A 24560-nucleotide genomic window follows, 5' to 3' on the forward strand; every position below is an offset into this window, starting at 1 on the left:
ACCCTCATGCCGGATCGGCATGAGGGTAGTCCGCGTAGGGAGGAGCGATCCACGTTACACACAACCAGCCCCCTACTCCGAAAAAAACCTTGACTTTGGAATAAACGTTTAGTAAAATTTCCAATAACTTGAATATTTTGAAAAGCTAAGAAGAGAAAGAGTACCTTGGTGACAGCTTTTACAGAGAGCTCCGGCAGCTGAAAAGGAGTAATGAATAGCCTAGGGAACATGGTCTCAGAGCTGCGCATCGAAACCATATTTGGTCGTAGGCTGCGCCGGAACCCGCATCCGTTACTGTGCTAGGGTATAAACGTAAAAAGCGTCGTACCTGAAGAGGTGAATGCCGCAAGGCATTGATAAAATTGGGTGGTACCACGTGAGCACAACTCTCGTCCCTATGGGATGAGGGTTTTTTTGTTTGTCCAAAAAAAGGAGGGCATCACATGGCGAAAATATTTATTGGTGGAGCATGGCCATATGCGAATGGTTCGTTGCACCTTGGACGATTGGCAAGTTTATTGCCGGGGGATGTATTGGCACGTTATTTCCGTGCGAAGGGCGAAGATGTGTTGTACGTGTCTGGCAGCGATTGTCATGGAACACCGGTCGCTGTTCAAGCCAATCATGAGGGAGTCTCGCCAAGTGATATTGCAGATCGATACCATCGAGAATTTGTCGACTGCTTTCATCGCTTGGGCTTTACCTATGATTTATATACTCGAACCGATCAAGAATTTCACCATCGAGTAGTACAAGACTTATTCTTAAGGCTTCTGGAAAACGGACATCTGTACAAGAAAACAATATTGCAGACATATTGCGAAACGGATCAACAATTTTTACCGGATCGTTATGTTGAAGGGAATTGCCCTGTATGCGGACATCGAGCCCGAGGCGATCAATGTGATTATTGTTCAACATTGCTCGACCCGGCGGACTTATTGGAAAAGACATGCAAAATTTGCGGAAATCCCCCAGTTGAGCGCCCGACGGAACATTTTTATCTTGCTCTGTCTACATTTCAAGATGAACTCAGCCAATATGCGGAAAAGGCTCGGGGCTGGAGAGATAACGCCGTTAAATTGACCCAAAGATACTTAGAAGAGGGGCTTCAAGATCGAGCGGCAACTAGAGATTTGACATGGGGCGTGGGAGTTCCGGTTGAAGAATTTGAAGAAAAGAAAATCTATGTTTGGGTTGAAGCTGTTAGCGGGTACCTGTCGGTAAGCAAAAAGTGGGCAGCTGAGACGGGAGGCAGCTGGGAATCCTTTTGGTTGGACTTGGAAAAGGATATAACCGCTTATTATGTTCATGGAAAGGACAATATACCTTTTCATACGCTGGTCTGGCCTGCACTTCTCTTGGGTGTCGGGGGGCTGCATTTGCCGGATCGAATCATCTCATGCGAGTATATGACATTGGAAGGGCAAAAGTTTTCGACAAGCCGTAATTGGGCAGTTTGGGTACCTGATGTTCTGAACAGGTATCAACCGGACTCCATTCGATACTTTCTCATCGCAAATGGGCCGGAAAAGCGTGACACTGATTTTTCTTGGAGGGAGTTCATTCACAGCCACAATGGCGAGCTGCTGGGTGCTTTTGGAAACTTTGTTAACCGTACGTTAGTCTTTATTGACAAATCCTTCGAAGGACGTATTCCGCCAGGAGAACTAAATGGGGTTTGTAAAAAGGAAACGGAAGAGTTGTATCGGGTTTCCGGAAACCTCATTGAAGAAGGCCGTCACAAGGAGGCCATTGAGTTGATTTTCACATACGTTCGCCAAGCAAACAAATTTTTTGACGAACAAAAGCCTTGGATACAAATCAAGGATAATCGAGAGGCATGCGGAGCTACATTACATGCTTGTGTCCAAATCATTGCGAACCTTTCCAATCTGCTCCATCCTTTCCTCCCCTTCTCTTGTGAGAAAATAAGAGGATTTCTTACACTTGAACAACCGAGCTGGAAGTTGATTCAAATTCCGGCGGACCGACAAATCCAAAATCTAGAGCTACTGTTCGAGCGAATCGACATTAGTCGGATAGAAGAAGAAAACAGACTCTTGGAGATGCAAAGGTTGTAGGCTCACTCAACCGGGGAGGAGACTTCCATCCGGATGATCCTTTCTCCATCACCTGCTTCGACATTTAACGGAATAGGATCCAAATTTCCCGGGAAATGCTGGAGAATGCCAGAATGTGTCGAATTGCAATAATCCGCAAGCTAAGGTTAATAGGACGTTTATTATCTCAGCATCTCTCGACTGCCCCATGAGAACACGCGCGTAGCTTTTCAGGGAATCGCTCTGACGGAGAGCTCTCTTTTATTAATATGACATAAGTTGACGTATTTGAGGGTCTATAATGGGTGGTAGATTAACGAAAGGAGTAACAAAACATGAATCGAAAAATAATTTTAGATTTAGCGGTTACTTTAGATGGTTTTATTGAAGGAAAAAATGGTGAAGTTGATTGGTGCATTATGGACTCTGAGATGGGGTTTCACCATTTTTTAAATCAAATTGATACCATTATATATGGAAGAAAAAGCTATGATATATGGGGACAATTTACTCCAGAACTTGAACATACGGATTTTGAAAGAGAATTCTGGGAATCGGTTCACAGCAAAGAGAAATATGTGTTTTCCAGGACGCAAAAAGGGATAGATAATAAAGCAATATTTATCAACGATAGTATTGTTGAAAAAGTAAATGAATTAAAGAATAAGCCTGGCAAAGACATCTGGCTATATGGTGGAGCAAGTCTTATTACAACTTTTATCAATTTAGGACTTGTTGATGAATATAGATTATCCGTTCATCCTGTTGTTTTGGGAGAAGGAAAACCGCTGTTTGTGGATATGAAACAGAGATTGAATTTGAAATTCGTTACTACAAGAACGTTCTCCTCAGGTGTTGTACAATTAATTTATCATTAAGAAAATCCGAGGTGAAGGGGCTATGAAAGTCAATGATATCGTAATTGAGGGAGCACGCGAGAATAACCTTAAAAACGTGAGTGTCCGCATACCGAAGCAAAAAATCACGATCTTCACAGGCGTCTCGGGCTCGGGCAAATCTTCCCTGGTTTTCGACACCATCAGTGCCGAAGCTCAGCGGCAGCTTAACGAGACTTTTTCCACCTTCATCCGCAATCGGCTGCCCCGTTTTGGTCAACCGGATACCGATCGGATTGAAAACCTGTCTACGGCGGTTGTGATCGATCAGAAAAAGCTCGGGGGCAACTCCCGTTCGACGGTCGGCACGATCACGGATATATATTCGATGCTCCGGTTGCTTTTCTCCAGAATCGGTAAACCTTTTGCTGGTAATTCGCATGTTTTCTCGTTTAACGACCCGGCTGGCATGTGCCCGGAATGCTCCGGAGTCGGACAAGTGGTGCAGTTCGATGTGGACAAGCTGCTTGACAGGTCCAAGTCGCTGAATGAAGGCGCAATCCTGTTCCCCGTATTTAAAGTGGGCAGCTGGTACTTGAATACGTATACCCATTCCGGCTTGTTCGACAACGACAAGCGGCTCGCCGACTTTACGCCGGCGGAATGGGATACCCTCCTCCACGGCAAAGAAAGCAAGATCGTATACCGCACCAAAGGCGGCGATATCGAATCGGATTATGAAGGTCTGCTGCCTAAGCTCACCCGCCTGTATTTAAAGCGAGACAGCAGCGAGATGTCAGATGCCAAACGCGAAACCCTTAACCGCTTTCTAACCTATAGCGAGTGTCACCTTTGCGGGGGCAGCCGGCTTAATCAAGCGGCCTTGGGCTGCCGGATTAACGGATACAACATTGCCCAATGCGCGGCGATGGAGATTGGCGAGCTAATACGTATGATTGAAGCGATTCAGGATCCCGTTGCCGGCCCGATGATTGACGGGATTCTGAACCGGCTGAATCATCTGGTCTCTATCGGGCTGGAGTATCTGAGTCTGGATCGGCAGACTACAACCTTGTCGGGCGGGGAGTCGCAGCGCATCAAGATGGTCCGTCATCTGAGCAGCAGTCTTACCGACATGATCTACATTTTCGACGAACCGAGCGTCGGGCTGCATCCGCGAGATGTCCATCGTCTGAACGGCATGCTGAGCCAGCTACGGGACAAAGGGAATACCGTGCTCGTTGTCGAACACGACCGCGAAGTCATGGAGATCGCCGATTATATCATCGATGTCGGACCTCATGCGGGAACCCGAGGCGGAGAAATCGTCTACGAAGGCGACTTTGCGGGTTTGCTCCGCGCGGATACCTTGACAGGACGATACTTGAAGCAAAGTCTGCCCTTGAAAACTTCAACCAGGGTGCCCAAGGGTTGGATGACCGTGGCCGACGCCAGTCTGCACAATCTGAAGGATGTAACAGTCGATATACCTGTAGGTGTGCTGACCGTGGTAACGGGGGTAGCCGGCTCAGGCAAGAGTACGTTGATTAACGGAGCATTCCTGCCGTCGCATCCGGAAGCAATTGTGATCGACCAGTCGGCCGTGGGCACATCCATCCGCTCCAATCCAGCCACTTATACGGGGATGATGGACGAGATCCGGCGGCTGTTCGCAGTCGCCAACAAGGTGAGCGCATCGTTGTTCAGCTTCAACTCCAAGGGAGCCTGTCTCAACTGCCAGGGTCTCGGGATGGTATACACGGATTTGGCCTTTCTCGAGCCAATAAGGACGACTTGTGAAACTTGCGCGGGCAGGCGTTTCAGCGATGAAGTGCTAGAGTATAAGCTGTACGGAAAATCCATCGGCGACGTCCTTGCCATGACGGTACGGGAAGCTTCGGAGTTTTTCACCGGGAAAGAGCTGCTCCGTCAATTGCAGACGCTGGAGGATGTGGGACTCGGATACGTGACGCTGGGCCAGCCTCTGAGCACCTTGTCGGGCGGAGAATGCCAACGCATCAAACTGGCTGGGGAACTTCACAAGAAAGGCAGTCTCTATGTAATGGACGAGCCGACAACCGGACTGCATATGTCCGATATCTCCCGCCTGATGGACATTATGAACCGCTTGGTCGACGGGGGCAACACGGTGGTAGTCATCGAGCACAACCTGGATGTGATCAAGAGCGCGGATTGGATAATTGACATGGGTCCCGAGGGCGGGCACCGGGGTGGCCGAATTATATTCGAAGGCACTCCTGTCCAGCTGGCTGCTTCCGAGCATTCGATAACAGGGGAGTATTTACGCAAGGCAGAAACCAGGCAGGAAGCGTCTTTCTGACGGGGTACGTTTAACGGACCCGATCGATGATTAAGCTTTTGGAGAACGTTAATCTTTTCCTGTCCATGGCTTCCGCTGTTTCTATTTCCGGGGCTGCCAATTGCGGAATTTTACGGCAACTCTTATTTGAGGATCCAGGTAAACAATCGTTTGTCTTAGCTTGTAATGAATATGCTTGCAACGATCAATACATCCAGCCCGCCGCTAAACCCGTTACGGAGAACCAAATTGTGGTAAGGCGGAGGGCCGAACTTCTGCCCATAAGTATGAAACAACAAGAAAGGACAGAGGCACCCGCCCTGTCCGTTCCTAGTGGAGAAACCAGACCAAAGTTTACAGTTCGACTCTCCAGTTGCCCATCATCTTGGCGACTCCGGGATCTTGGTACGATAAGAATAAACTCTTCCGTGTATCAAGGGCGGAAATGCGTTCCATATCGTCCACGCTCAACGTAAAATTGAAAATATCGAAGTTTTCGACGATTCTCTCTTTGTGTATCGATTTTGGAATGACAACAACTTCTCGCTGAACAAGCCAGCGCAATACGATCTGGGCGACGGATTTGTTGTGTTTCTTCGCGATCGAGGTCAGAACTTCATTGCTAAACAGGTTATTGCGTCCTTCAGCGAACGGCGCCCACGACTGGTGTTGCACGCCCTGCTCTTTCAAGAAAGCACCGTTCTCTGTCTGCTGGTAGAACGGGTGCGTCTCAATCTGGTTGACGGCGGGAACGATTTCGTTATGCACAATGAGGTCCATCAGACGATCCGGCATGAAGTTGCTGACCCCGATGGCCTTGATTTTGCCTTCACGGTAAAGCTCTTCCATCGCGCGCCAAGTGCCGTAGTAATCGCCGAACGGCTGGTGAATTAGGTATAGATCGAGATAGTCGAGCTGCAGCTTCTTCAGGGACTTTGCAAACGCAAGCTTGGCACTCTCGTATCCGGCATCCTGAACCCAAATCTTGGTTGTAATGAATAGCTCTTCACGCGGTACACCGCTGCGCTTGACCGCGTGTCCGACCGCTTCCTCGTTAAGGTAACCGGCGGCGGTGTCGATCAAGCGGTAACCGGCCGACAGTGCTTCGTACACCGCGTTCTCGCACTCTACAGCATCGGGAATCTGGTAGACGCCGAAGCCTAGGATCGGCATCTTCACACCGTTGTTCAAAGTTACTGTTTGCATTGAAATTCCTCCTATTGATTAATTGTATAGCAGCAACCGGTGCGTATCCCGGATATCGGTACTGGAGAGGGCATTCCGATTACGACTCAGTTGCATTACAATAAGCTTAGTACCTTCGTGTTACACGAAGGCAAGAGGCTGTTATTCTTTTTTTCAAAGGAGGATTCCACATGTACACAGTCAAAGAAGCTGCACAAGTCACGGGACTCACCGAGCACGCTGTGCGCTTTTACACGGATAAAGGTCTGGTGCCAAGCGTACAGCGCAATGAGAATAATGTTCGAATATTCGACAAAGAATCGATCAACTGGCTGCATGGCATCAAATGCCTCAAGCAATCCGGGATGCCGATTGATGTCATTAAAACGTATATCGATTTATGTCTCGAGGGGGATTCCACTATTCCGCAACGCTACACACTCATGATGCAACATAAGGAAGCGGCGCTCGCTAAGCTCGAGGAGGCCAAACTGCACGTTGCCCATTTGGAAGAGAAAACAGTCCTATATCAAGCCATACTAGAGCACCGCACTCCAGATACAACCAATCCCATCAATTGGGACAGAATTCAGCATATGCATGGTGACGTATTTTATAAGGCTACACAAAGAGTTTGAATGTCGAAGCCGGTTAAACAGTATTCGCTGATAGCTCTGTTACGGAGAACCGTATCATAAATGACGCAATATATTTAGATTATTATTTGTCAATAATTCTGTTAGAGTTGCCTTGTAAAGGTGTTTTAATGAAAGCGAACTCAACTAGGGCCATCCGCGTGTGTGTCGGGGTGGCCCTTTGGTCAAATCATACTATTTTTTAACCACAGGAACCCAAAATTCGCCGTAGAAAGTACCGTCACCGTTTTCTTTGCGATAAGTTGCATTGGGACCGCCAATGTAAGCATAGTCAGTGATTTGCGACAAAACTTCGCCAAAAGCACGATAAGTCAACTGATCAAACAAAGTTTCCTTGTCGCCGGTTCCTGCGAGCACTATGTACTCGCTCTCCGGAAACTCTATGATGCGTGTTGCGTCAGCCACCGATTTGCTAGCTTCTACCGCGAAATAATTCCACGGTCTGCCTTGATAAACCTCGTTGACTGACCATTCGCGATCATCTTTTGCGGCCGCTTTAAGCTTATCAAAACGCCCGTCAGCCTTGAGTCCTCCCCAAAACTCTGCTTTTTCCTTCTGCAAAGCCGGCGCGTCTTGGAAATTGGATTGAATTGAAAAACCATAAGCGGTCAATGTAAATGATTTCTTATGTTCAACTGTGTAATTTGCCATGGGAGTGCTCCTTTGACTGAGATTAGCCTGCTACTTTTTTTGCACGAAGCCACATTTGGCCGTAAAATGTACCGTCTTCAGCTGCTTTGACGAAGGTTGAGTTACCAGGACCAATGTATTTGTAATCTGTGATTTCTTGCAGCAGACCACCGAAAACTTTGCCTGTTATTTCGTCAGCAAGGCGGTCTTTGTCAGCGCCTGTACCAGGCACCACGAGGTAGTCCCCAGCGAGGAAGTCAAGGACGACCGCGCCTTCCACGTCGTATGCACCCATCACGCCGAAGCCGCGCCAAGCCTTGCCGTCGATGACGTAGTTGATTTGATATTCTTGCCCGTCAGCGAGCGCGAGAAGTTCGGCAAGCTTGCCGTTTTCAGTGATTTCAGCTTTTTTCGCTGTAGTTTTTGCTGCATTGCCTGCCCAGTCGTTGTAGTCTTCAAGCAAAACCCCGAAAGCAGTCATTTTGTAGTTTTCTGAGATGGTTTGGATGGAGTAGTTAGACATCTTGATCTCTCCTTAGCGGATTTGTTTTTACAAGATTGATACTATTCTCTAAATGTATCAAAAAACGATACCTTTTATCGAATATCAAAAAAGTATTGCAAAAACAGAATCAAAATCAGTACTGGTGCTACATTTCTGATACAATAAAATCATGAAAAAGACAGAACGAGTGAACCTAATCATGCGCTTCATCAATAACCGCGCGCATTTTACAATTGCAGAGATTCAGCGGGAGTTCAAGATTTCTCGCGCGACGGCGATCCGCGACATTAACGAGATTCAGGCGATGGGTTTTCCGCTGACGACCGAGCTTGGGCGCGGGGGCGGCTACAATGTCCTGCAAAATCAGTACCTGTCCGCCGTCCGTTTCACACCAGAAGAGCTGAAAGCGATATTTATCAGCTTTATCGCCTCGAAAAATTCGCAGCTGCCTTATTTGCAAAATCGCCGCTCCATCACTGAAAAACTCATCGGCATCGCGTCGCAAACCCAGCACGACGAGCTGATCGAGCTGAATCATATCTTGCTTTTTGATAATACAAATCCTGCTAATCCGAATCTTTTGGAACTCGATGATGCGGCGCCTGCGGAATTGAATCAGTTGATTTCACTTGCCGTGCGGGATAAGCACTTGCGCCTGACGTATGAGCCGAGTCCTGGCTGGCCGCAGTTAATGGACGTTTATTTGATTCATATTTTTAACTCAAACGCTCGTTGGCTGGTCGAGGTCTATGATCTAGATACCGATGAGTTTCGTTATTTGCCTGTTGAGATGCTGCGGGACTCGGCCATTTCTGAGAAGAAGATGAGGCCGTCTGAGCAAGAGATTTTAAGCAAAAAACGGCTTGGCGCACGTGAGTCCAATCTGATTGTAAAGCTTGATACGACTGGGATTCAGCGCTTTAAGCGCTTGCACCCGCCGGGGATTCTTTTGTCCTTTACAGGGATGTTCCAGTCGAGTGGGATTTTCAATGCTCAACTGGATGTAACCGATGTTGAGACGCTAGAGTATTATGCGGATTGGCTTTTGTTTTTGGGGAAAGGAGTCGAGTTTGAACGGATTCCTGCTCAGCTGCGCTTGATTTTGGAAGAGCGGTTAAGGGGAAGTGCTGACACTTTAACAAAAATACGTTAGGCCAATAACCGGGCTGCAACGTTCGCGAGCCCAAGTCGGCTTGGTGCCGCAGTAAACTCAAAAATTGGAATTTATTTAAACAGTATTGACGAAAGAAACGGTACGTTTAGCATTGGGATCCAAATCGACAGAGATCATCGAGGGAAGGGTTACGGTACTAGGGCCAGAAGATACATGGCACCGAGTTATTAAATAACCCATTACATCATTAAGCAACCTAACTTGGGAGCAGTTTCAGACCATAGTAGGTAAACAATATGTTAAGGAAAGATTTCCCTCCCCCTAAACTAAGTTTGGATATAATATGAATTTATGCATATTTAAGGGGGATTTTTTGTGAAGAAAATACCTTTGTTTATTGTCACTGGGGCAAGTGGTGTTGGAAAAACAACGGTTATGCATGAACTACGCACTACAATGCCGGAGTTTGATGTATTTAGCACTGATACTGATAATTTTGGAACAACCGCTTCCAAACTGGAATACCAAGATAGATTTAACCTATTATTTCATTTTGCTAATGCTGTTGCAAAATCCGGAAGGGGAACGATAATTTGCGGCACATTGATGCCTTGGGCAGCAGAAAAATGTGATACGTACAATAAATTTAGTGAAGTATGTTTTATCAACTTACATTGCGATGATGCTACCCGTAATAATCGTTTGCGTAACCGAGGAGATAGAGCAAATTGGACCGATGAGAAGCTAAAACAACATGAAGAATTTGCTCAGTGGCTTATTAATAATGCAGAAACTGCATACATCCCACCTATGCCCACAATTGATACTACATCAACCCCTCCATCTCAAGTAGCAGAGCAAATAAAAAGGTATGTCTTGAGTAAATGGAATGAACATAATGTGAATATGAAAGATTAAGCTAAAGAAGACTTTAGCTCAATAAACCACATGAAGCTGCCGCTGCGACCGGCAGCTTCATTACGTTAACGGGAGGATAGTTGAATATTATATCCGGTGAACCGAGTCACAATAACGGTAAAGCGGAAACTTCCTTTAAATTTTTTTTGCTCTTCTGTCACATTGCTCATCCCTTGCCCGTCATACAGGTAAAATTGCGAAGGGATGATGAGCTATGCAAAAGGTTGATGTGGTCGTAGTTGGTGGAGGAATTGCGGGTTTAACCGCTGCTATTTACGCAGCCAAAGCCGGGAAACAAACGGTGATCATTGAAAAACAGAATCGCTTAGGCGGCCGAGCCATTTCCAATAAGAAAAAAGGAGCTTACTTCAATTTGGGCGCGCATTCCTTGTATAAGGGAGATGCGTACGAGACTTTCCGGGAATTGGGGCTGACCTTGCAAGGAAAGCGGCCTTCATCGTTCGCTTATGGCGTTTGGAAAGGGAAATTGAGCCCCTTGCCCTCGGATATGAAATCCTTGTTTACGACCCCGCTATTGTCTTGGAAAGGAAAGATGGAGTTTGCTTCCTGTCTTATGAAAGTTAAAAAAGCGGATACTCGTCAATTTGACCGGATCAGTATCCGCGAATGGGTCGAAGGGAATTTGCAAGATCCCATGGTGCGCAATATCTTTTATTCGTTACTTCGTGCCGCCAGTTATGTGGTCGGGCCGGATTTGCCGGCCGCGGGTCCTGTATTGAAACAGCTGCAGAATGCCCTTAAAGGCGCGTTGTACCTGGATCGTGGTTGGGGCGAATTGATCGAGGAATTGCGGGGAAAGGCATCCGACATGGGAGTGCGGTTATTAACAAATACCAAAGTCTCGTCCGTCGATACCCGTGGCGGGATCGTGCGGCAGGTTCTCTGTGAAGACGGAACGAAAATCGATACGCTCCATGTTGTCCTTGCCACATCGCCTTCTATCGCAAATGAGCTGGTGCCCTTTGCAGAAAAAACCGCCCTTCATACCTGGAAAGAACAAGCGATTGAGGTCACCGCAGCTTGCCTGGATGTGGCCTTGAAACGACTTCCCAAGCCCAAACAACAATTTGCTTACGGGATTGATCAGACCGTGCTTCTTAGTAATTATTCGCGCGCGGCTTATCTAAGCGACGATGGCGCGCAAGTCATATCGCTCATTAAGTACCAAGGGAAAGAAACGGACCCGGATAAAGACTTACAAGAACTGGAAGGCGTGCTGGATTTGATGCAGCCGGGATGGCGGGAAGAATTGATTGTCAAGCAATACCTTCCTAAAATGACGGTTTGTTATGACTTTATCCATATGAAACGTCTTGAGAATCCGGGACCCGCCGTCCTGGAAATACAAGGATTGTATGTAGCAGGAGAATGGGCGTCGCACGGTGAAGTATTGGTCGATGCCGCGACGGCAAGCGCCAAAAGAGCGGTACAACACATGCTCTCCCTTGAGGGTAAGGAGAGGAAAGCCTATTATGAGCACTGAGGAATTATATAAACGTTATAAAACGGAGCTGTTTTCGTTAGCCTATCGAATGCTCGGCAGCGTCATGGATGCGGAAGATATCGTACAAGATGCTTTTATGAGCTATGACGGACTGTCTGACGTCGGGACAATCCGAAACGAAAGGGCATTTTTATACAAAATCGTAACGAATCGTTGTCTTGATCTCTTGCGCTCGTCCGTCAAAAAACGGGAAATGTACGTCGGTCCATGGCTTCCGGAGCCCCTGATTGAAAAAGGGGCTTCGGACAACGATCCATCCAATAGGTATTTGCGGTCGGAGTCGATTTCCACGGCTTATCTTCTGCTTCTGCAGCAATTGAGTGCAACGGAAAGGGCGGTTTTTCTTCTTCGAGAGATTTTTCATTATTCGTTTGAAGAAATTGCCGATATTGTCGGGAAAAGCAGTGCGAATTGCCGGCAAATTTTCCACCGCGCCAAAAAAAGCATCCATTTCGACCCGGATCAACAACCGTCGGTTTCCATTGCGGAAGACAAGATTAAAGAATTTGTGAACTCACTGTTGCAAGGAAATACGACGAAGCTTCTTGAACTGGTTAGTGAAAATGTTGTGTTCTACTCGGACGGCGGAGGCAAAGTAAGAGCGGCGCAACTGCCTGTTGTCGGATTTGAGCAAGTGCTGAAGCTGCATCAAAATTTGATCAACATGCATGCAGGTAAAATTACGTATTCGTTCCTCATGGTGAATGGGCTCCCCGGAATCCTCATTCGTTTGAGTGAAGGAATTCAATATGTTTATTCTTTTGCTTATCGGGATCATAAGATCGAAGCGATCTATAATGTCGCCAATCCGGAAAAGTTGAGACATTTGAATGGTTGATTAACGAGAGACGATAGCTTAATTCAGCAGGATATTATTTGTAAGTTGGATATGTTGCTGGTAGATGAAGAAGTAAAGCTGCAGTAATTGGGTGGGGCATTGATGTAACGAAGAACGTTAGTGCAATGGGAAGTAAAAATCAAATTGGGTGTTCTGAACAAGTCCTTGAAAATCAAGGACTTGTTCATTTTGGAAGCATAAGCTTTCCAAAGCGGCAAGCTTATGGGTTAGTGAAACAAGTAGAGTAGAGCAAGGAGTAGATTAAAGAGGAAATGAAACATGGATACCACGAAAGGACTCCGATAGGGGCTGGAGCCCCATTACACTCGGAGAGCAACCACGTTATATGATCACGCAACAAAGTGATAAAGAGGTCTGGTACATTAGATTATGTAATCATCAGCGCTGTATGATGCAACTGCGGGTAGGTGCTGAAATGAAAACGCTGTAAATAAAGGGGTGTGCAGTAATGTTGTTATTAGAACGTTGTAATAAGAGAGGCTTGCTGGCAGGTGCTTTGACTATGGCGATCACGGTGTCCGGGTGCTCCCTAACCGGGAAACCCGAGGGCATGGCACCACAAGGCGATGAAGCCAAGACGGGGAATGAACCGGTAACCTTGAAGGTAGCCTTTTTCGACTCGGAGGAGCGGTTCAAGCAATTGACCCAAAATGAAGTGCTTAAGCGAAAATTTCCGAATGTGACTTTTGAATACATGAAGTACAGTGAGCTTCAGAATGCAATAACGGCCGGTCAACCGCCCGACTTAATTGCCACGATTATCGCTCAGCTGGGCACACTCGGGGATTTGGGGTTGAAGCAGGATCTGGCCCCGCTGATTGCGCAGACGAAGATGGACATGAGCAAGTTTGAGCAGAAAAAAATAGAGGTCATCAAAAGCTACGGGGATAAGGGGGAAATCTACGCCCTGCCCGACACTCTACATGAAACAAGTCCATACAATACGTACGCCATTATCTATAACAAAGATGTCTTTGACCGGTTCGGCGAGCCATACCCGAAAAACGATATGACATGGGATCAGACGATGGACCTGGCCAAGAAATTTTATCGGTCAGACAACGGAGTGGATTATAAAGGGCTGGTAGTGCATAATGCTCCCTATTTTCTTGCATTCCAAATGGGTCTTGAATTTGTCGGTGCCGACGGCAAGGTGCAAATAACCGATCCGAAGTGGATGGAATTGTTCCGAATCAATAAAAGGTTTTCCCAGGAACAGGGCGGGTTCTTGCCGAAAGGCGGGATTTTCAGTGAGTTTGCGAAGAAAAATGTTGCCATGTACGCCGGAGATGCGAGCGTAGTGTTTACTTCGCCTGACAAATACAACGAATTGCAATGGGACGTAGCAACGTATCCGGTCTTCGGGGGCATGTCTCCGCATACTGTGGTTGGACCGAACGGGGGCATGTGGACGATTAGCTCGACTACGAAAAATAAGGAGCTTGCCATTCGGGTATTGGATACGATTCTTTCGGTTGAGGCGCAGAAATCGGTTCCCGGCTACAATTGGTGGGAGCACCCTCAGATGAAAACGAAAAATTTGGAGGTATTGAAAAACCCGAACTATCCGAGCGTGCGAAATAACAGCTATATGCTGAAATACAATGCTCAATTCCGCACGGAGGTGTCGAACGCGATAGGAAATATGAGCACGAATAATGAGGATATCAATACGGCGCTTCGTAAATTCCAAGAAAAATTTCAGCAGGTCATCGATTCGGACGCCAAAAAATAGTGATCATGCCAGCCCTTTGATACGAGACTCAAGCACATTTCCAAACGGCAGTTGTATCGAACGAGGATATGCACATTGTAATTGGAGGAGGAGTTTTGTTATGAAAACGGGTAAAGATGGCGGCACGAGGCTAAGCCGCAGAAAGCTGCTGGCTTCGTTAGGTCTCACGGGGGCGGCCTTCGCCTCCGGAGGTTTACTGAAAGCTTTCGGAAGCGCTGAAGGCAATGTTATGGAAGCGGTTTACGGGAATCCTCCCGGGTTGAATGCAAGCAACGGGAATCCCCCCTGGTTGTTGAATTCCAGAACGTTTAATGTGAAGGACTGGGGCGTAGTGGGCGACGGTAACACCCCCGGCGATCGGAACTTGATCCAGAGCAAGATGGCGGAGCTTCAGCCGGGGGATGTGCTGTATTTCCCTCCGGACGTGGATATATTGTGTCAACAGGCTATCGACATCACTGTGCCGAAGCTGAGGGTGACCGGCAGCGGCAGGCTGAGATTGGGCGCGGACAATACGTACATCATGAGGATATACGGCGATGATGTCATTGTGGACGGTCTGATCTTCCATAACCCGGCGGGATTGAAACGGATGGGAGAGCCGCATGGACAAGGCACGAGATCAGGAGCCGTCGAAATCAGGGCTCATCGTGTGACCGTGACGCAATGCCAGATTGATCAAATGCTTATCGGGATTCTTGTGAATTCCGGAAGCTCAACAGTAGAATACACGGGCACCCGAATCGTCAATAACCAGATTACCAATTGCCTCGGTGCAGGTCGTGAGGATTTGGGAGACGCCGTCTGTGTATTCGGCTCCGACGCTGTAGTAGCAAACAATTATATCACCTGCAAAAGCGGAGAGGATCCGAGAATTGGCATAAACATTGAAGCTCTTGTCCATGTCGGCTGGCCCGTGCAGCGCAATCAGGACGGACATGGGGCTGTAGTCGGCAATGTCGTTGTAGGAGGCTTTCGCCGAGCCATTCATATTGAAGCCGACGGCGTATCCGTTACCGGCAATGCGGTAAAGGGGCAAACGTTCTGGGGGATTATGAATTACGGCAGCCGGAATGTCATCTCCAATAATGTGGTAGAGTCACCGAAATATAAAACCGCTCCCCCGGAAATGGGCTGGAATCCGGTTACGTCCGGCATTCAGATTTATCGCGGCAAAGCGGTGATAGTGGAAGGAAATACGCTTCTTGGCGGGTCGGCCAACGGTGTGAGGGTATACAAGCAGGCCGAAGGAGTAACGATCAAGGGCAACCAGCTGATCGGAGATTCGCCCTCGAACACGCAGTTCGGGATAGGTATCTTCATAGATGAGGCTCACGGCAGCATCATTGAAGGAAATATGATCGCAGCCGGGTCGTGCTCGGGCCGGGGAATCGGTATATGGAAGGCGAAGGAATTGATTATCAAAGGAAACCATGTGAAGGGGTGCGGAGCGGAGGGCATGAAGCTGGAAGGCACCGTCGGCGTCCGGCACGATACCCTGATCGAAGGCAATGTAGTAAAGAACAATGTGGGTAGAGCCGTATTTCTGGCAAACTACAGCTTTACGACACTCTGCGGAAACAACATTACAGATGACCAGCTAAGCAAAACGCAGACGGAAGGCATTTATTTGTACAACACAGACGATTGTCTTATATAATATGGAAACGGATTGGATGGTAACTTGAACGCGGCCCTGCATAATAGTTTGTCGGATCGGCTAGTCATGTTCGGCAATAGAGGGTTGGAGTAAACGTCTAAAGAAGAAAAGCCGGGCCCCTTTTTTATTACGGAGGCAAGGCTTTTTCGTCTGTGTCGGCACGATATGCCATGCTATTCAATCCACTTGGGCGAGATCAGCTCATTCTCAATTTGGAGTCTGTACTCCGAGGGAGAGAGACCGGTCAGCTGCTTAAACTGCTTGCAAAAATAGGCATCTCCCTGAAAGCCCACTCTCCGGGATACTTCTTTCACGGAAATATTGGTGGTCGCAATGATGGCGGCAGCTTCCTTAATACGTCTGGCCATCAGGTAAGAGGTCATTGTGCTTCCGGTATGCTTCTTAAACAAGCGGGAAGCATGATAGGGCGATAAAAATACGGAATCAGCCAGCTCCTGCAGGGAAAACGGCTCGCGGAAATGCATCTCCAGCCAATCCAGCATTTTCTCGACATGGTGCTGGGAACGGGTGGTCGCCGGTAAATCGTCCGGATGCAGGTTGCTGATCCATTTACGTATAATTTTCAGCAGCTGCAGGAAGAAGATGGCATAGTCCTCTTGTGAGGTGTGTTCCCCGTTTCTCAACGACTGACGGAAATCATGGATCAGCTTCTGGAGCAGGTTGTCCTTCTGTAGATAAAAAACCTGAGCCGGCAGTTCAACCTTAAGAAGCTTTCGAAAAAATAAATACAGCTCCGGAAAAGGCGTCAAATAGGGCTCCGCCCCGACCGGATTCACAAAAAATACGGACCGCTTGTACTTGGACTCTATATATACTTTATGAATCTGAAACGGCTGTAAAAAAATCAGGGTGTCATTTTCTACAGGGTAAAGCTTGTGGTCAATAATGACATGTCCGCTGCCCTCGTGGATGAACAAAAATTCCATGCCCTGGTGAGAGTGAAATACGCTGAAAACCTCCGTGGTTTCCCTATGCACAAAGTTCATAAATTGATTTGGCTGAAAGTGTTCACCTGGAGCAGGTTTCGGCATGGTAGCTCCCCCCTGTTTTTCGGAGTGTTAGTTCATAACTTATTATAAACGATTCCCGCTTCCTTTGTCCGTCTTATTCCGAATATTATGGAAAACCGGGAGTTTCTCCATACTCGCACAAGCCGTTCGAATTGCTTGGACATATACTGTTCTGTTAAATCTAAACAACAGGTGGCGTACCCAATGTCACGAAATATCAAAAGGCGTCATCGTACAACAGTCGCGCGTCGCAAAGCATCACAGGCTTCGGTAACGGCGGAATCGGTACGCGGCATGATCGGCATGCCGGTTTGTGCGGTACTCAAGGACGGATCGGTCTATGTAGGCACGCTTGAGGCAATGGAAAATGGGGCTTTGTCATTACACGGGTTACGCAGCGATCGCAAAATATCCGCTAAAAAAGGCAAAGCAAAGGCTCAGATTTCGATGCTGGGCCTGCTCGGCTCTTTATTCGGCGGTATAGGCGGCGGCGCCGCGGCAGGTGTCGGGGCGGGCGGCTTTGGCCTCGGCAATATGGGAAACTTGTTCAAGATCGGTCTTGGTGCTATGCAGTTCATTTTTCCATTGATCAAGGGATTTAGGATCTAATCTTGTGGGCATGGCAATCTCCCCAAGCCTATACCCATTCTTTCCCATGCGTTTGCAGCGCGGATGGTGTAGGATAGGGGATAGGAGGGGATGAATTGACATGGAATACGAGGTAGAGAAGCTGTTCGAAGAGCGAATTCTTCAAGAAGCGGGAGACCGCTTCGGTCTGAAGCGAGGGATATATAAGAAGCTTGGGGATTTTGAAAACTATGTGTTTGAAGGGGTAACGGAGAAGGAGGGGGAGCCGGCTATACTCCGTCTAACCCACAGCAGCCATCGCTCGGAGGAGCAGGTTCAGGCGGAGCTGGACTGGATACGGTATTTGACGGAGGAAGGCGGCTTGTCCATTCCCGGGTGCATCTTGTCGCGGGAAGGTCGGCTTACGGAGAAAATAGAGGCACGAGAAGGGGAAACGTACTTCACGGCAGGTTTGTTTCGGAAAGCGGAGGGACACCTGCCTGAATTCTCCAACCCTGAGGAATGGAATGCGGAGCTGTTCCGAAGCTGGGGAAGCATCACCGGGCAAATGCATAAGCTGACGACCCGGTACGAGCCGGTCCCCGGAGCCGCAAGACGCCCTGCATGGGAGGAGGATGATCTCCTGGAGAACGCGGCGGAATACACGGCCCCCGGGGAGGAATTTGTTCTGGAAAGGCTGGAGGCCGTGCTGACCCGGCTTCGGAGCCTCCCGAAGGGAGCGGACGCCTACGGACTGATCCACACGGATATTCATCCTCGCAACTTTTTTGTAGATGGCCGCGGAGGACTGCAGGTGTTCGACTTTGACGACTCCGCTTACAACTGGTTTGTCCACGATATTGCCATTCCCTTGTATTATTCCTTAAGCTGGGGAGTACCGAAATCTTATATGGGGGACCTAGAAGCGTTTGCTTCGGACTTCCTGTCAGCATTCTGGCAGGGATACCGGGAAGCATATGAGCTGCCTGCGGAATGGCTCCTGGAGCTGCCGACCTTCTTGGCCTTCCGTGACCTGAATCTGTACCTGGTCATCCGTAAAAAGGTTGCCCCCGGTGAAATGAACGAGCGAATGACCCGTTGGCTCGGGCAGATCGTTGAGCGGATCCGGAGAGGAGAGAGCATCGTCCGTCTCGCAAGCTGGAGCCAAGATCGTGGATAATGGATTCGTGAAATCGCTAATGAAGGAAACGCATATAGACTAACAAGCGTATATACTTACTAGTGACGATACTATGCATATTGAAAGGAATGACCCCATTGTTTTTGCATTTTCTTCAAACCAAGCAGCATAAAGAAGCATTCCTGGCTTTGGCGGATGCAATTATTAAAGCAGACGGCTTTATAACCAAGAACGAACGAAGCCACTTGAAATCATTTCTAAGTGAGATGGAAATGACGGAAACGGATTACCAGCCTAAGGAAGTAAAGGATATTTCCGAAATCGTAGGCAGCATAGACAACGATCAGGTGAAACATATTTTTTTGGCTGAAATGTTCCTGCTGATCTATGCGGATGGGAATTATGCCCGGGAGGAGAAGCAAATCGTCAAGGAAATGCAGCGTGTTATGGGGATTTCGGATGAGACCGTCCATGCATTAAAGGAATGGGTCATTCAAATGGATCAGCTGAAAATTAACGGGCTAAAAATCATTTTAGGTCAAATGGAATCGAAATAACGGAGCGAAAGCGGATTACATCCTTCTGTAATCCGCTTTTTTGCTGTTCCCGATGGAAATTCCCGCAAAGCCTCTACTTAACACATATAACAGGGCAGCGATTAATAAGATGGGATATAGAGTAGACAAGAACTAGAGGCGGGTGAAGCGATGGATAAAAAGGGAATGGGAGCAGCGATTGTAGGTCTTGGAACGGCGCTTCCGGAGTACAAAGTCGAGCAGGCCAGCGCAGCCTCACGGTTGGCGGAGGCGCTCGCTGACCGGCCGGAATCGGCCCGGTGGGCCCGGCGTATCTTCAAGCAGTGCGGTGTGGAGACCCGGTATACCTGTGAGCCCAATTTACTTGATCCTCCAGGGACATGCCGTTATTTGGCAAATACGCCTTATGAGCAAATTCCAACTACGGAGGAGCGGATGGAGCTGTACCGGCACGCCTCCGTTCCTCTGGCAATAAACGCAGCGACAAAAGCATTGAAGGACGCCGGTTTGGATTCCTGCCAAATGACTCACCTGATTACTGTAAGCTGCACCGGGATGTTTCTGCCGGGATTGGACGCGGTGGTGGCCTTCGAGCTGGGAATGTCTCACGAGGTTCGGCGGATGCCGCTGCAGTTCCTTGGCTGTGCGGCAGGGCTCACCGCCCTTCGCACGGCAAGCTCGATCGTTCAGGCGGACCCCGATGCTAAGGTGCTGATCATTAGTGTGGAGCTGTGTACCCTTCATATCCAGCCCTCCGACAAGAAGGAGGACCTGTTCGGTGCCGCCTTTTTCGGCGATGGAGCGGCTGCAAGTGTCGTCACTTCGGTGCCGAAGCAAGAGAAGAGCTGCTTTGTACTGGGGGATGCACTGACGAGCCTGTTTCCCGGCTCCGCGGAGGAAATGGTCTGGCGGCTTGGGAATCACGGGTTCTCGTTGTATTTGTCACCGCAGATTCCGCAGCTGATCGGTCAGTATGTTCCTGAGGCTATTGACCGACTGTTGGCAGGGGCGGAGTACCCCGAGCTATGGGCGATTCATCCGGGGGGACGGGGAATTGTCGACACGCTTCAGGAGCTGTGCGGGTTAAGTGAGACCCAGACGAAGGCCAGCAGGACGACCCTGCGTCATTACGGGAATCTATCGTCGGCGACGATCTTTTATGTGCTGCAGGAGATGAGACGGGAGCTGGCTGAGCTGGATACCGGCAGGCGCGAAGGGCTTGCGCTTGCTTTCGGGCCGGGGCTTCAAGCGGAGCTGATGCGGTTTGCCTATCGTCCCGCCGTTGGAGAGGAAGGGGCCATGGAGGAGGAAGCTGTATGCCGGACCGGTTGAAGAGGCGCTCACTCGTGCCGGAGCTCATGGATGATTTCAGTCAGGGCGGGGATTCGCTTCGGGAAGCGCTAAAGCATCTACGGCGCCTGAACCGTCTTTTCGCCGCAGCGGGGCCAACTCTCTACGGCGTGGAACGGCTCTGGAGGGAAGCGGGATGCCCTCCTGCGCTAAGCGTGCTCGACATAGGAGCGGGCTCCGGCGACATTAACCAACGGCTGCTGCGCTGGGCAGATAAGCATGGAATACAGCTGCGGATCCTATTAATGGATATCACGGAGGAGGCATGTACGGAAGCGAGGCTGCTCTATAAGGGAGAGCCAAGGGTTGAAGTCGTTCAGGGGGATGTGTTTGCATTGAAAACACATTGTGCGGACGTGGTGACCGCAAGTCAATTCCTCCATCATTTTTCACCGGAAGAGGTTCCAGTGGTAGTAAGGCATCTGCTTGGGGCGGCTCGCTATGGAGTCGTCATCAATGACATTCACAGACATCCCGTAGCCTGGGGTGCGGTTTGGCTGGCGACCAGGCTGATATCGCGTAACCGTTATATCCGGCATGACGGCCCCCTCTCAGTGGCCAAGGGGTTTCGCTCCGGAGAGTGGAAGGAGCTTCAAATGACATTGGGGTTTCATACGCAGCTTCATTATGCCTGGCGACCGTTGTTTCGCTATGCGGTGACCGCCAGAAGGGTGGAGCTATGAACCGGCCGGAGACGGAAGACTGGGACGTCATTGTTGCAGGCGCGGGGCTGGCGGGCACAAGCCTTGCGTATGCGTTGGCCGGGAGAGGCTGGAGCGTGCTGCTCGTGGACCGTCATACCTTCCCGCGTCATAAGGTGTGCGGAGAATTCTTATCGCCGGAAGCCGGTCGGAGCCTTGCCGCGCTAGGCCTGGATTCGCTGGTCCGCTCCTTGCGGCCTGCCCTCATCGATACCGTTCGGATCACCTGCGATGCCGGACCGACACTGGAGGCGCCTCTGCCGGGGCAAGCATGGGGACTCAGCCGCCGTACGCTGGATCTGGTTTTGCTCGAGGCAAGCAAACAGCAGGGAGTCACCGTATGGACAGGGGCGACGGTTACCGCCATTCATGAGCTTCTCCCGGGAGGCTATCAAGTGGAGCTGCGCTGCGCGGGCGAGAAGCGGATCCTCAAATCCCGCGTTGTGGCAGGGGCTTGGGGTCGCAGCAGCCCCAGTCTCAGCCTCAGCAGGGATCAAAAGAAATCCGTTCCGGCCTCCTCCTATATCGGGCTGACAACGCATCTGCGAAGCTCCAGCCCTAAGGCATCGGAGGTGGAGCTTTACTTTACCGAAGGAGGGTATCTCGGGATATCCCCTATCGAAGGCGGGAACTGGAACGCAGCGGCCCTCGTGCGCGCGGAGGCCTTCCGCGCATCCGGATCAACGACGCAGGGGATGTGGGACCGGATGGGGGCGGGGAATGCCGAGCTTCGAACGAAGCTTGCGCCCGAAGCCCATATTCCCGGGACGGCTGCGGCGGTAGCGCCTGTCATGCCGGGGCGCCGGATTTGTGCATGGGACAAGTCTCCCCATGTAGGGGATGCAGCCGCGGTCATTTCGCCGTTAAGCGGCGACGGGATGGCGCTAGCCCTTCGGTCGGCCGAGCTAACCGCGGAGTATGCGGATCGGTATTTGCGCGGGAGCCTTACGCTCTCGGGCTGGAGACGCCAGTACGAGGCGCAGCTGCGGACGGAATGGACCGGCCCCCTCCGCTGGTCCTCCCTGCTGCAGACGGCTCTGCAAAGTCGTTCGCTCGCTCCTTTGCTGCTTAGGCTCGGCTCTGTGACGCCTTGGCTGACGTCCATGTGTATTCGCAGGACAAGACTCATCCGATAGTCGGTTAGGGGGAGCCTCGAAATGATAACCATGCTTGCGAAGTGGTCGGTGAAGTACGCCCGAAGGATCATTTTGTTCTGGGTGTTCTTCCTCTCGGCAGCCATACCCTCGGCACACCAGCTGCCCGATGTGCTGAACGACCATGGCCTGCGTATTGCGGGCTCCTCCTCGGAGCTTGCGGAAAAGAGGTTAGCCTCTGAATTCCGCCTGCCGCGTGAGCCGATCATACTGCTTTTCCGGAAGGAGGCTTCCATACCGGAGGAGCAGTTCCTTCGTGCGATCAAACGTACGATACAATTCGTTCAACCGATCTCTGGTGTCGGGGAGCTTGTGGCGCCATGGGATCAAGAGGGAATGCTGGCAGAAAATGCGGCCTATGTTCTTGTCGGTTATCATCTGCAAGGGCAGCAGCTGGACCGGTTGATCATGGAGCTCCGAAGCCGACTTGTGCAAGAGCAGGGGATCTCGGTGGCGCTAACAGGGAAGCCGGTTGTGCAAGCGGATGTGAACGCGTCAAGCCGTCTTGACCTAAGCAGGGCGGAGCTGGTGGGCTTGCCCGTCGCTTTCCTCATTCTCTGGTGGGCGTTCCGTGGACTGAGAGCGGCGTTCATTCCTATAGCAGCCGGTCTGGTGAGCGTAGCAGGAGCCATGGGGATCATGCACGCGATAGGAACGGAGCAGCCCTTATCCGTATTTGTGCTGAACGTCATTCCCATGGTGGGATTAGCTTTAAGCATCGATTTCGCCCTCATTCTTGTTAGCCGGTTTCGGGAGGAGCAGCGGCGGCAGCCTGCCTTACAAGCGCTCGCGGACACCTTGAGGACTTCCGGCAAAGCTATTGTGTTCTCCGCTCTATGTGTGCTTCTAGGGCTCGTTGGAGTTTGTTTCTTCCGTATGACCATATTCACCTCCGTCGCTTTGGGGGCCATGGTCGTCCTGGCTTTGTCCACTGTCGTTACCTTAACACTTGTTCCCGCTCTACTGGCGGTAATGGCCGATCGGTTGCAGACAGGAGATTACGACCGGAAGCAAGACGGCTTCTGGCAGAAGCTCTCTTCTTATGTCATGCAGCGTCCGGTCCGCATCTGTATGCTGTGCATCGTACTGCTGCTGGTCTGCTTGGCCCCGGCTGCGGAGCTTAGGCTTGCCGTACCGGACGCAAAATCTCTGCCGCCGGACGCTGAGTCCAGACAAGCGGCTGAAGCATGGGAAAGGCTGTTTCAACCACCCGGCTCCACGTCTCTGTATTTTATTTCCAAAGCAAAGAGTCAGCCGCGGGAAGCTTCGATTCTCGTCCAAGAGCTGCTGCAGGACTCCATGGTAGTGCCGCACAGCGTTGTCTCTCATACTGCATCCTCCGGCACCAGCGTTATTCGGCTTTCCCTGTTAGGCAGCACGGATGCTCCGGCTGTGATGGAATGGCTTCGCAAGGCGGAGCACAGCCGCACAAACTGGCTGATCGGAGGCGAAGCAAAGTATCGGCAGGAGGTGCTGGATCAGCTCATTTCCCACATGGATGAAGCCGCCCTGTTTATCATTGTTAGTAATGTATGCATTCTGCTCATTGCCTTCCGGTCGGTCTTGCTTCCGCTTAAGATGATCCTGATGAATATGCTTAGTCTTGGAGCGGCATTCGGCCTTTTGGCATGGCTTTTTCAAGAAGGCCGGTTAGACCTTGAGGAGACGGATGTCGCACTGATGCTCCCTGTATTTATCTTCGGCCTTACCTTTGGAATCAGTATGGATTACGGGGTGTTTCTCATATCGCGGATGGCGGAGGCTTACCGGAGAACGGGAAGCAATGGCCAGGCCGTACAGCACGGTCTCGCTTTGACCGGCAGGCTGATTACTTCGGCAGCCGCTATTATGATTGCGGTGACGCTACCCTTCGCTACAGCCGGCGTATCGGGCGTCAAGCAGCTCGGTATCGGAATCGCCTGTGCGGTACTGATCGATGCTACCCTCATCCGCATGCTGCTGGTCCCCGCCTTTATGAAGCTGATGGGCAGGTGGAATTGGTGGTTTCCCGGAACGAAGATCTAGCTTCGATTGTAAAAAAGTCCAATTGCAGGAAAATAGCTTCAGCCCTATA

20 protein-coding genes, 1 pseudogene and 1 other annotated feature are annotated in these 24560 nt (G+C 50.0%); of the genes and pseudogenes, 17 read left to right on the plus strand and 4 right to left on the minus strand.

The features are described 5' to 3' along the window. Window positions 1-138 precede the first annotated feature (138 nt). Window positions 139-400: a binding site (T-box leader), on the plus strand. Window positions 401-440: 40 nt separating this feature from the next. From metG to RAC89_RS29865, 3 genes and pseudogenes are all read left to right on the plus strand, one after another. After that, a pseudogene (metG, locus tag RAC89_RS29855) lies at window positions 441-2084 on the plus strand (methionine--tRNA ligase); the annotation flags it as partial. Between the two features lie 314 nt (window positions 2085-2398). After that, window positions 2399-2941 (plus strand): dihydrofolate reductase family protein, encoded by a 543-nt coding sequence (locus RAC89_RS29860; protein WP_306617305.1) that lies wholly within the window; start codon window positions 2399-2401, stop codon window positions 2939-2941. Between the two features lie 22 nt (window positions 2942-2963). Further along, entirely contained in the window at window positions 2964-5240 is a 2277-nt protein-coding gene (locus RAC89_RS29865; RefSeq protein ID WP_306617306.1) for an ATP-binding cassette domain-containing protein, read from the plus strand. A 333-nt stretch (window positions 5241-5573) separates the two neighbouring features. On the opposite strand, the gene RAC89_RS29870 is transcribed toward RAC89_RS29865, so the two are convergent. Then, the gene (locus RAC89_RS29870) at window positions 5574-6425 is read right to left on the minus strand and encodes an aldo/keto reductase (protein WP_306617307.1); all 852 of its coding nucleotides are present in this window, start codon (window positions 6423-6425) and stop codon (window positions 5574-5576) included. A gap of 170 nt (window positions 6426-6595) precedes the next feature. Here RAC89_RS29870 and RAC89_RS29875 point away from each other — a divergent pair, with 170 nt between their 5' ends. Next, window positions 6596-7042 carry a MerR family transcriptional regulator gene (locus tag RAC89_RS29875; protein WP_306617308.1) on the plus strand — a complete coding sequence of 149 codons (447 nt, stop codon included), beginning with the start codon at window positions 6596-6598 and terminating at the stop codon, window positions 7040-7042. A gap of 192 nt (window positions 7043-7234) precedes the next feature. Here the strand turns inward: RAC89_RS29875 and RAC89_RS29880 are convergent, their stop codons facing one another. Both RAC89_RS29880 and RAC89_RS29885 read right to left on the minus strand, forming a co-directional pair. After that, the gene (locus RAC89_RS29880; protein WP_079911345.1) at window positions 7235-7711 is read right to left on the minus strand and encodes a GyrI-like domain-containing protein; all 477 of its coding nucleotides are present in this window, start codon (window positions 7709-7711) and stop codon (window positions 7235-7237) included. A 22-nt stretch (window positions 7712-7733) separates the two neighbouring features. Beyond that, window positions 7734-8213 (minus strand): hypothetical protein, encoded by a 480-nt coding sequence (locus RAC89_RS29885; protein ID WP_306617309.1) that lies wholly within the window; start codon window positions 8211-8213, stop codon window positions 7734-7736. Window positions 8214-8364: 151 nt separating this feature from the next. Between RAC89_RS29885 and RAC89_RS29890 the strand changes: the two genes are divergently transcribed. The 6 genes from RAC89_RS29890 to RAC89_RS29915 all read left to right on the plus strand — a co-directional run bounded on the left by RAC89_RS29890 (window position 8365) and on the right by RAC89_RS29915 (window position 16006). Continuing rightward, complete coding sequence (locus RAC89_RS29890) at window positions 8365-9348, plus strand: helix-turn-helix transcriptional regulator (RefSeq protein WP_306617310.1); 984 nt, start codon at window positions 8365-8367, stop codon at window positions 9346-9348. A gap of 336 nt (window positions 9349-9684) precedes the next feature. Beyond that, complete coding sequence (locus RAC89_RS29895) at window positions 9685-10227, plus strand: P-loop nucleotide/nucleoside kinase family protein (RefSeq protein ID WP_306617311.1); 543 nt, start codon at window positions 9685-9687, stop codon at window positions 10225-10227. 214 nt (window positions 10228-10441) lie between these two features. Further along, complete coding sequence (locus tag RAC89_RS29900) at window positions 10442-11731, plus strand: NAD(P)/FAD-dependent oxidoreductase (protein WP_306617312.1); 1290 nt, start codon at window positions 10442-10444, stop codon at window positions 11729-11731. Further along, window positions 11721-12590, plus strand: a complete 870-nt coding sequence (gene sigJ / locus RAC89_RS29905) for an RNA polymerase sigma factor SigJ (protein ID WP_306617313.1) — start codon at window positions 11721-11723, stop codon at window positions 12588-12590. Before RAC89_RS29900 ends, sigJ begins: the two co-directional genes overlap by 11 nt. Window positions 12591-13059: 469 nt before the next feature. Further along, window positions 13060-14346, plus strand: coding sequence for an ABC transporter substrate-binding protein (locus RAC89_RS29910; RefSeq protein ID WP_306617314.1), 1287 nt, complete (start codon window positions 13060-13062; stop codon window positions 14344-14346). 100 nt (window positions 14347-14446) lie between these two features. After that, a complete protein-coding gene (locus RAC89_RS29915) occupies window positions 14447-16006 on the plus strand; it encodes a right-handed parallel beta-helix repeat-containing protein (protein ID WP_306617315.1) in 1560 nt (519 codons plus the stop codon). A gap of 173 nt (window positions 16007-16179) precedes the next feature. Here RAC89_RS29915 and RAC89_RS29920 read toward each other — a convergent pair whose 3' ends face one another. Further along, window positions 16180-17058, minus strand: coding sequence for an AraC family transcriptional regulator (locus RAC89_RS29920; RefSeq protein WP_306617316.1), 879 nt, complete (start codon window positions 17056-17058; stop codon window positions 16180-16182). Between the two features lie 183 nt (window positions 17059-17241). Here RAC89_RS29920 and RAC89_RS29925 point away from each other — a divergent pair, with 183 nt between their 5' ends. The 7 genes from RAC89_RS29925 to RAC89_RS29955 all read left to right on the plus strand — a co-directional run bounded on the left by RAC89_RS29925 (window position 17242) and on the right by RAC89_RS29955 (window position 24511). After that, window positions 17242-17646: a hypothetical protein gene (locus RAC89_RS29925; RefSeq protein ID WP_306617317.1), complete on the plus strand. Its 405-nt coding sequence runs from the start codon at window positions 17242-17244 to the stop codon at window positions 17644-17646. A gap of 100 nt (window positions 17647-17746) precedes the next feature. After that, window positions 17747-18784, plus strand: coding sequence for a phosphotransferase enzyme family protein (locus RAC89_RS29930; RefSeq protein ID WP_306617318.1), 1038 nt, complete (start codon window positions 17747-17749; stop codon window positions 18782-18784). An 89-nt stretch (window positions 18785-18873) separates the two neighbouring features. After that, window positions 18874-19302 carry a TerB family tellurite resistance protein gene (locus tag RAC89_RS29935; protein WP_284646603.1) on the plus strand — a complete coding sequence of 143 codons (429 nt, stop codon included), beginning with the start codon at window positions 18874-18876 and terminating at the stop codon, window positions 19300-19302. A 150-nt stretch (window positions 19303-19452) separates the two neighbouring features. Beyond that, window positions 19453-20613 carry a type III polyketide synthase gene (locus RAC89_RS29940; RefSeq protein WP_306617319.1) on the plus strand — a complete coding sequence of 387 codons (1161 nt, stop codon included), beginning with the start codon at window positions 19453-19455 and terminating at the stop codon, window positions 20611-20613. Further along, window positions 20598-21314: a methyltransferase domain-containing protein gene (locus RAC89_RS29945; protein ID WP_306617320.1), complete on the plus strand. Its 717-nt coding sequence runs from the start codon at window positions 20598-20600 to the stop codon at window positions 21312-21314. Before RAC89_RS29940 ends, RAC89_RS29945 begins: the two co-directional genes overlap by 16 nt. Then, window positions 21311-22468, plus strand: a complete 1158-nt coding sequence (locus RAC89_RS29950; protein WP_306617321.1) for an NAD(P)/FAD-dependent oxidoreductase — start codon at window positions 21311-21313, stop codon at window positions 22466-22468. The genes RAC89_RS29945 and RAC89_RS29950 overlap by 4 nt, the downstream gene beginning before the upstream one ends. Window positions 22469-22489: 21 nt before the next feature. Next, window positions 22490-24511, plus strand: a complete 2022-nt coding sequence (locus RAC89_RS29955; protein WP_306617322.1) for an MMPL family transporter — start codon at window positions 22490-22492, stop codon at window positions 24509-24511. The last annotated feature ends 49 nt before the right edge of the window (window positions 24512-24560 follow it).

This window comes from Paenibacillus sp. GD4, from assembly GCF_030846225.1.
Taxonomy (GTDB): Bacteria; Bacillota; Bacilli; order Paenibacillales; family NBRC-103111; genus Paenibacillus_G; species Paenibacillus_G silviterrae.

Excerpts from the sequence above, each read along its gene's own strand:
- RAC89_RS29860 (WP_306617305.1), top strand. The coding sequence starts at position 2,399 with ATGAATCGAAAAATAATTTTAGATTTAGCGGTTACTTTAGATGGTTTT.
- RAC89_RS29865 (WP_306617306.1), top strand. The coding sequence starts at position 2,964 with ATGAAAGTCAATGATATCGTAATTGAGGGAGCACGCGAGAATAACCTT.
- RAC89_RS29870 (WP_306617307.1), bottom strand. The coding sequence starts at position 6,425 with ATGCAAACAGTAACTTTGAACAACGGTGTGAAGATGCCGATCCTAGGC.
- RAC89_RS29875 (WP_306617308.1), top strand. The coding sequence starts at position 6,596 with ATGTACACAGTCAAAGAAGCTGCACAAGTCACGGGACTCACCGAGCAC.
- RAC89_RS29880 (WP_079911345.1), bottom strand. The coding sequence starts at position 7,711 with ATGGCAAATTACACAGTTGAACATAAGAAATCATTTACATTGACCGCT.
- RAC89_RS29885 (WP_306617309.1), bottom strand. The coding sequence starts at position 8,213 with ATGTCTAACTACTCCATCCAAACCATCTCAGAAAACTACAAAATGACT.
- RAC89_RS29890 (WP_306617310.1), top strand. The coding sequence starts at position 8,365 with ATGAAAAAGACAGAACGAGTGAACCTAATCATGCGCTTCATCAATAAC.
- RAC89_RS29900 (WP_306617312.1), top strand. The coding sequence starts at position 10,442 with ATGCAAAAGGTTGATGTGGTCGTAGTTGGTGGAGGAATTGCGGGTTTA.
- sigJ (WP_306617313.1), top strand. The coding sequence starts at position 11,721 with ATGAGCACTGAGGAATTATATAAACGTTATAAAACGGAGCTGTTTTCG.
- RAC89_RS29910 (WP_306617314.1), top strand. The coding sequence starts at position 13,060 with ATGTTGTTATTAGAACGTTGTAATAAGAGAGGCTTGCTGGCAGGTGCT.
- RAC89_RS29915 (WP_306617315.1), top strand. The coding sequence starts at position 14,447 with ATGAAAACGGGTAAAGATGGCGGCACGAGGCTAAGCCGCAGAAAGCTG.
- RAC89_RS29920 (WP_306617316.1), bottom strand. The coding sequence starts at position 17,058 with ATGCCGAAACCTGCTCCAGGTGAACACTTTCAGCCAAATCAATTTATG.
- RAC89_RS29925 (WP_306617317.1), top strand. The coding sequence starts at position 17,242 with ATGTCACGAAATATCAAAAGGCGTCATCGTACAACAGTCGCGCGTCGC.
- RAC89_RS29930 (WP_306617318.1), top strand. The coding sequence starts at position 17,747 with ATGGAATACGAGGTAGAGAAGCTGTTCGAAGAGCGAATTCTTCAAGAA.
- RAC89_RS29935 (WP_284646603.1), top strand. The coding sequence starts at position 18,874 with ATGACCCCATTGTTTTTGCATTTTCTTCAAACCAAGCAGCATAAAGAA.
- RAC89_RS29940 (WP_306617319.1), top strand. The coding sequence starts at position 19,453 with ATGGATAAAAAGGGAATGGGAGCAGCGATTGTAGGTCTTGGAACGGCG.
- RAC89_RS29945 (WP_306617320.1), top strand. The coding sequence starts at position 20,598 with ATGCCGGACCGGTTGAAGAGGCGCTCACTCGTGCCGGAGCTCATGGAT.
- RAC89_RS29950 (WP_306617321.1), top strand. The coding sequence starts at position 21,311 with ATGAACCGGCCGGAGACGGAAGACTGGGACGTCATTGTTGCAGGCGCG.
- RAC89_RS29955 (WP_306617322.1), top strand. The coding sequence starts at position 22,490 with ATGATAACCATGCTTGCGAAGTGGTCGGTGAAGTACGCCCGAAGGATC.